Raw genomic sequence first — 5,996 nt, forward strand, 5'->3', positions numbered from 1 at the left:
TGTGTTCAGGGGAGAGGGGACGGGGGGCGCCGGAAGGGGGAGGGGGGGGGGGGGGGGGGGCCTGTCCCCCCCCCCCCCCGCCGGGTGGGTGGTGCGTCGGCCCTCGGCTCAGCCGAGACCGCCCTTGATGGCGCTGATCAGCTCACCGTTGCTGGTGTCGCCGGAGAGCTCCCAGAAGAACGCGCCACCGAGGCCCTGGTTCTTCGCGTAGGTCATCTTGCCGCCGATGGTGGCCGGGGTGTCGTAGCCCCACCAGTTCGAGCCGCACTTGGCGTACGCGGTGCCGCCGACGGTGCCGGTCGCCGGGCAGGTGTTCTTGAGCACCTTGTAGTCCTCGATGCCCTGCTCGTAGGTGCCGGGCGCCGGGCCGGTGGCGGTGCCGCCCGGGGCGCTCTGGGTGACCCCCGTCCAGCCCCGGCCGTAGAAGCCGATGCCGAGCAGCAGCTTGTCGGACGGGATGCCCTTGGACTTGAGCTTCTGGATCGCCGCGTCGGACCAGAAGCCCTGCTGCGGGATGCCCGAGTACGAGTAGAGCGGCGAGTGCGGCGCGGTCGGGCCCTGCGCGTTGAAGGCGCCGTAGTAGTCGTACGTCATCGGCATGAGCCAGTTCAGGTTCGGCGCGGCGCCGGCGTAGTCGGTCGCGTCGATCTTGCCGCCGTTGCTGCCGTCGGCGGTGATCGCCGCGGTGACCAGGAAGCTGGAGCCGAACTTGCTGCGCAGCGCGCTGATCACGTTCTTGAAAGCGTTCGGGCCGCTGCTGTCGCACTGCAGGCCGCAGGCGTTCGGGTACTCCCAGTCGATGTCGATGCCGTCGAAGACGTCCGCCCAGCGCGGGTCCTTGACCAGCGCGTAGCACGAGTCGGCGAACGCGGCCGGGTTCTGCGCGGCCTGGGTGAAGCCGCCCGACCAGGTCCAGCCGCCGAAGGACCAGAGCACCTTCAGGTTCGGGTACATCTTCTTGAGCTTGCGGAGTTGGTTGAAGCTGCCGCGCAGCGGCTGGTCCCAGGTGTCGGCCACGCCGTCCACGCTGTCCGCCGCGGTGTACGCCTTGTCGTAGTCGGCGTAGCTGTCCCCGATGCTGCACCGGCCGCCGCTGGTGTTGCCGAACGCGTACAGGATGTGGGTGAGCTTGGCCGCGGATCCGCTGGTGTGGATGTTCTTCACGTGGTAGTTGCGGGCGTAGACGCCCCACTCGGCGAAGTAGCCGACGACCTTCTTTCCGCCCGAGGGCGGCGGGGTGGTGGGCGGCGGCGTGGTGGGCGAGGGGGTCGGCGACACCGTGGGCGAGGGGGTCGGGGACGCGGTCGGCGAGGTGGTCGGGGACGGGGCGCTGGTGGTGGGGGTGCCCCCGCCGGAGCAGGACGCGCCGTTGATCGTGCAGTTCAGCGGCCCCTGGTACGGCCCGGTGCCGTTGTAACCCCAGCTGAAGCTGGCGCCCGGGGCGAGCGGGCCGGCCCAGCTCTTCTTGGCGGCGACGTAGTGGTTGCCGCTGCTGGTGACGTCGGCGTCCCAGAAGGTGCTGATGCTCGTGCCGGCGGGCAGGTCGAACTCGATGCGCCAGGTGTCCACGCTGGTGCTGGTGCCGTTGGTGACGGTCACCTTGCCCTCGTGGCCGGTGCCCCAGTCCTGCACCTTGGTGAAGGTGGCGGTCACGCTGCCGGCCGCGGAGGCCGTCGCCAGTGGCATGGCCGCGGCCACCAGCGCTACCACGGCGCCGGTGGCCCAGAGGGCCCGGCGGAGCGATCTCTTCATACGGCGTCTCCCCAAACAGTTAGGAAACTTTCCTTATTGAATGTTGAGACGCTACTCAGGCCGTCATCAGTTAGTCAAGATGTAGATGTCTCGATCCCTCGCCGCCCGAGCCGGGGCCGCGCCGGCACGCGCGTAGCCTCGGCACATGAGCGTTTTCGACGTGGCGATCGACGCCCTCTCCGGCGGCCCGGCCGACCTCGCGCGGTACCGGGGCCGCGCCCTGCTGGTGGTCAACGTGGCCTCCCGGTGCGGGCTGACCCCGCAGTACGCCGCCCTGCAGGCCCTCGCCGACTCCTACGCCGACCGTGGGCTGACCGTGCTCGGGGTGCCGTGCAACCAGTTCGCCGGGCAGGAGCCCGGCACGGCCGCCGAGATCGAGGAGTTCTGCCAGGTCAACTATGGCGTGACCTTCCCGCTGACGGAGAAGGTCGACGTCAACGGCCCCGACCGGCACCCGCTCTACGCGGAGCTGGTGTCCACCCCGGACGCCGAGGGGCACACCGGCGACGTCCGGTGGAACTTCGAGAAGTTCCTCGTCGCGCCGGACGGCACCGTGGCGGCCCGGTTCGCCCCGCAGGTGACCCCGGACTCCCCCGAGCTGCGGGCCGCGATCGAGAAGGTGCTGCCGGCCTGACCGGCGCGCACCCGGAAGCAACGGCCGCGCCCATCCGCCAGGGGTGGGCGCGGCCGTTCGCGGTGGTTCAGCCCGCGGCGGACTTGAAGACCGGGTAGTAGCCGCCGGACTGGCCGGCCGCCGTCGGGTGGTACGAGACGGTCAGGTTGAGGTAGTTCAACGCGTGCAGCCACTTCTCGCCGTAGCTGCACAGCTGGTGCCCCACGAAGATCGAGCGCACGTCGGCGAACTTGAAGCCGGCGGAGGTGGCGGCGGTCTTCGTGATGTCGTCGAGCAGATTGATGCCCTCGTTGATCTTGGCCCGGGAGGTGGCGCTGAGCCCGACACAGAGCGTGCCGAGCTGGTAGAAGACCGGGTAGCCGACGACCACCACGCGGGCCGAGGGCGACCGACCCTTGATGCCGTTGTAGACGTTGGCCAGCTTGCCGGGCAGTTCGGTGCGGGCCTTGTCCTCGGCGGCCTGCACGGCGGCCACGCACTGGGTCTCACCCTGCAGCACGCAGGTGGTCATGATGCTGGAGAAGCCGACGTCGTTGCCGCCGATGGTGATGCTGACCAGGGTGGTGGTCGAGGAGAGCGCGGAGAGCTGACTGTTGATGACGTCGGCGGTGGTCGCACCCGAACAGGCCACCGACCTGTACGAGGCCGGCTGGACGTTGGTGTTGTAGAGCGCGGGGTAGGCGTTGGTGCTCCGCAGGCACGACCCGCTCTCCGCGGTGTAGCTGTCGGCGCCGACGCCGGAGGCGTACGAGTCGCCGAGCGCGACGTACCGGTCGGTGGCGGCGGCCTGGGCGGCGGTGGGCAGGGCCAGCATGATGCCGAGGGACGAGGCCAGCGTCAGGGCGAGGGTGGCAAGACGAGATCTCCGCACGTCGCACTCCTGGGGGTGGGGAAGTGGTGGTGGGAGATAGATATCAATAGATCAGACAGTCAGGGAAGATCATCAATTTCGCACAGGATGCCGATAGGCCCGAATAGCTACAAAACATTGCCATCCTGTGACCTGGCTGTGAAGGTTTCCGCCAGCGCTGTCCGTTGTCGACCATCCGGGCGGCGGACAACCCACCGACGCGGTCGGGAATGCCGGCCACCGTGGACGGGTTGGCACCGGACATGACGACTGTGGGACTGATCGGCAGCGGCAACATCGGCGGTACCGTGGCCCGGCTCGCGGTGGGTGCCGGCCACGACGTGGTGCTCAGCAACTCACGCGGCCCGGAGACGCTCCAGGAACTGGTCGACGAGCTCGGCCCGCGGGCGCGGGCGGCCAGCCCGGCGGAGGCGGCGGCAGCCGGTGACCTGGTGGTGGTCACCATTCCGCTGCGGGCCTACCGGGAGGTGCCCGCCGCACCGCTGGCCGGCAAGGTGGTCATCGACACCAACAACTACTACCCGGAGCGGGACGGCCGGTTCCCGGAGCTGGACGACGAGTCGACCACGACCAGCGAGCTGCTCCAGCGGCACCTGCGCCAGGCGCGGGTGGTCAAGGGCTTCAACAACATCTACTTCAAGCACCTGCTCGCGCTGGCCCGACCGGCCGGCGCGGCGGACCGTAGCGCCCTGCCCATCGCCGGCGACGACGCCACGGCCAAGGACACCGTCAACGCTTTCCTCGACTCGGTCGGCTACGACGCCGTCGACGTCGGCCCGCTCGCCGAGGGGTGGCGGTTCCAGCGCGACACCAGCGCGTACGCCACCCTCTACGCGGCCGACCCGGCCGACTGGGAGCGGCCGGCGCCGGTGGACGCGGCGACGCTGCGCGCCGCCCTGGCTGCCGCCCGCCGGTACGCCGACGGCTGACCAGCTGGCCCAGACTGCTGATCGACCCGGGTTGCGGCAGGTCGAGGTGTCGCGGGCAGCGGACACCCCAGTTCACGCCATGCCGAGTGGATCAAGCCGGCTGCGGTGGTGGCTCGGGCGGACGGATGAGCCGCATCGCCGGGTCGGCGGTCTCCCGGAAGCCGAGCGAGCGGTAGAGCGGCCGGCCCGCCGTCCGGCGCGTGGACCACGAATGCCGCCAGCCACGGCTCCGGCTCGGCCAGCCATTCCCGCAGGTTGTCCCGGACCACGTCCTGCAACGGACCCGGCGCCGGGTCCACGCCGGCCATTCCGGCGAACATCAGCCCGCGCAGCCGGACCAGCTCCGCGGCGTCCTCAGCGGTCGCCCGACGTGCGTCGATCATGAACCGCCGTACCTGGCCTGGGGACGGGTGCCACCGCGCCCGGCCGGCGGCGAGCAGCCGCGGCCGGTCAGACCGGGCGGCGGCCGGCGAAGCCGCACTCCGCGCGGTGGTACCAGCGCACCTCGTCGTCCCCCTCCAGCCAGCACCAGAGCACGGCCCGGCCGTCCCGCTCGCCGGGGAAGTCCAGCAGCACCGGGGCAATGCCCTTGACCTGGATGTCGTGCTGGTGCAGCTCCTCCAGCACAGCGTGCAGCCGTGCCTCCAGGGACTTCAGCTCGGCCCGCCCGCCGAGCACACTGACCCCGTGGTCGGCCAGGTCGGCGCGCAGCTCGGCCAGGTCGGCCCGGAGCCGGATCAGCTCGTCGACGCGGGGTCGCAGGGTGGCCACCAGGTGACGGGCCTGGGCGAGAGTGAACACCGCGCCAGTATGGGGCACGATCGGGGCCGTGCGTCGGCCCGGCGGCCGTCCGCACCCCCGCGCCCGCCGAGGAACCGGGGGGTCACCCCGGTTCGTCGTGGTGGGTTGTCAGCCGGCCTCGGACGGCCCCGCGTCGCTGCCATCGGGATGAACCAAGGCGCGGCAGTCAGTCGGCCTGGGCGGCCAGCTCGCGGGCCCGGTCCCGGGCCGCCTCCAGCGCCGCCAGCAGGGCCGCGCGGACGCCGTGGTTCTCCAGCTCGCGGATGGCGGAGATGGTGGTGCCTGCGGGCGAGGTGACCGCCTCGCGGAGCTTCACCGGGTGCTCGCCGGAGTCGCGCAGCATCACCGCCGAGCCGATGGCGGTCTGCACGATCAGCTCGTGCGCCACCTGGCGCGGCAGCCCGAGCAGAATGCCGGCGTCGATCATGGCCTCGACCAGCAGATAGAAGTAGGCGGGACCGGAGCCGGAGAGGGCGGTCACCGCGTCCTGCTGCGACTCGGGCACCCGGATGGTGGCGCCGAGCGGCTTGAACATCTCCTCGGCCAGGGCCAGGTGCGCGCCCGTCGCGTGCGCGCCGGCCGAGATGGCGCTCATCGCCTCGTCCACCAGCGCCGGGGTGTTGGTCATCACCCGGACCACCGGGGTGCCCTCGGGCAGCCGCCGGTTGAAGAAGCTGGTGGGCAGGCCGGCGCAGAGCGAGATGACCAGCTTGTCGGCCGGCACCTTGGGGCCGATCTCATCCAGCAGCGCGGCCGCGTCCTGCGGCTTGACCGAGACGGCGAGCACCTCCGCCTCGTCCACCGCGGTGAGGTTGTCCACGACCCGCACCCCGTACCGGTCGGTCAGTTCCTGGGCGCGGGCGGGTCGCCGGGCGGTGGCGAGCAGCCGCTCCACCGGCCAGCCGGAGCGGAGCAGCCCGGAGAGCATCAGTTCGCCGATCTTGCCCGCGCCGATCACCGCGACCGTGTGCACTTCGGATGCCATGACGCCGTACCCCTCTCGCCTCGC

Annotated in this window: 6 protein-coding genes; 2 read left to right on the top strand and 4 right to left on the bottom strand. The window is 71.3% G+C overall.

What is annotated here, in order from left to right; translation table 11 throughout:
* Positions 1-108: 108 nt before the first annotated feature.
* Positions 109-1,752: a glycosyl hydrolase family 18 protein gene (locus tag ACL02O_RS33405; protein ID WP_412822177.1), complete on the bottom strand. Its 1,644-nt coding sequence runs from the start codon at positions 1,750-1,752 to the stop codon at positions 109-111.
* Positions 1,753-1,897: 145 nt separating this feature from the next.
* Here ACL02O_RS33405 and ACL02O_RS33410 point away from each other — a divergent pair, with 145 nt between their 5' ends.
* Positions 1,898-2,386: a glutathione peroxidase gene (locus ACL02O_RS33410; RefSeq protein ID WP_412822178.1), complete on the top strand. Its 489-nt coding sequence runs from the start codon at positions 1,898-1,900 to the stop codon at positions 2,384-2,386.
* 67 nt (positions 2,387-2,453) lie between these two features.
* On the opposite strand, the gene ACL02O_RS33415 is transcribed toward ACL02O_RS33410, so the two are convergent.
* Positions 2,454-3,257, bottom strand: coding sequence for an SGNH/GDSL hydrolase family protein (locus ACL02O_RS33415; RefSeq protein WP_412822179.1), 804 nt, complete (start codon positions 3,255-3,257; stop codon positions 2,454-2,456).
* Between the two features lie 242 nt (positions 3,258-3,499).
* Here ACL02O_RS33415 and ACL02O_RS33420 point away from each other — a divergent pair, with 242 nt between their 5' ends.
* Complete coding sequence (locus tag ACL02O_RS33420; protein WP_412822180.1) at positions 3,500-4,186, top strand: NADPH-dependent F420 reductase; 687 nt, start codon at positions 3,500-3,502, stop codon at positions 4,184-4,186.
* Positions 4,187-4,636: 450 nt separating this feature from the next.
* Here ACL02O_RS33420 and ACL02O_RS33425 read toward each other — a convergent pair whose 3' ends face one another.
* A complete protein-coding gene (locus tag ACL02O_RS33425) occupies positions 4,637-4,987 on the bottom strand; it encodes a DUF2203 domain-containing protein (protein WP_412822181.1) in 351 nt (116 codons plus the stop codon).
* Positions 4,988-5,153: 166 nt separating this feature from the next.
* On the bottom strand, positions 5,154-5,972 hold the full coding sequence (gene proC / locus ACL02O_RS33430; RefSeq protein ID WP_412822182.1) for a pyrroline-5-carboxylate reductase: 819 nt from the start codon (positions 5,970-5,972) through the stop codon (positions 5,154-5,156).
* Positions 5,973-5,996 lie beyond the last annotated feature (24 nt).

This window comes from Micromonospora mangrovicola (assembly GCF_047200535.1).
Taxonomy (GTDB): Bacteria; Actinomycetota; Actinomycetes; order Mycobacteriales; family Micromonosporaceae; genus Micromonospora.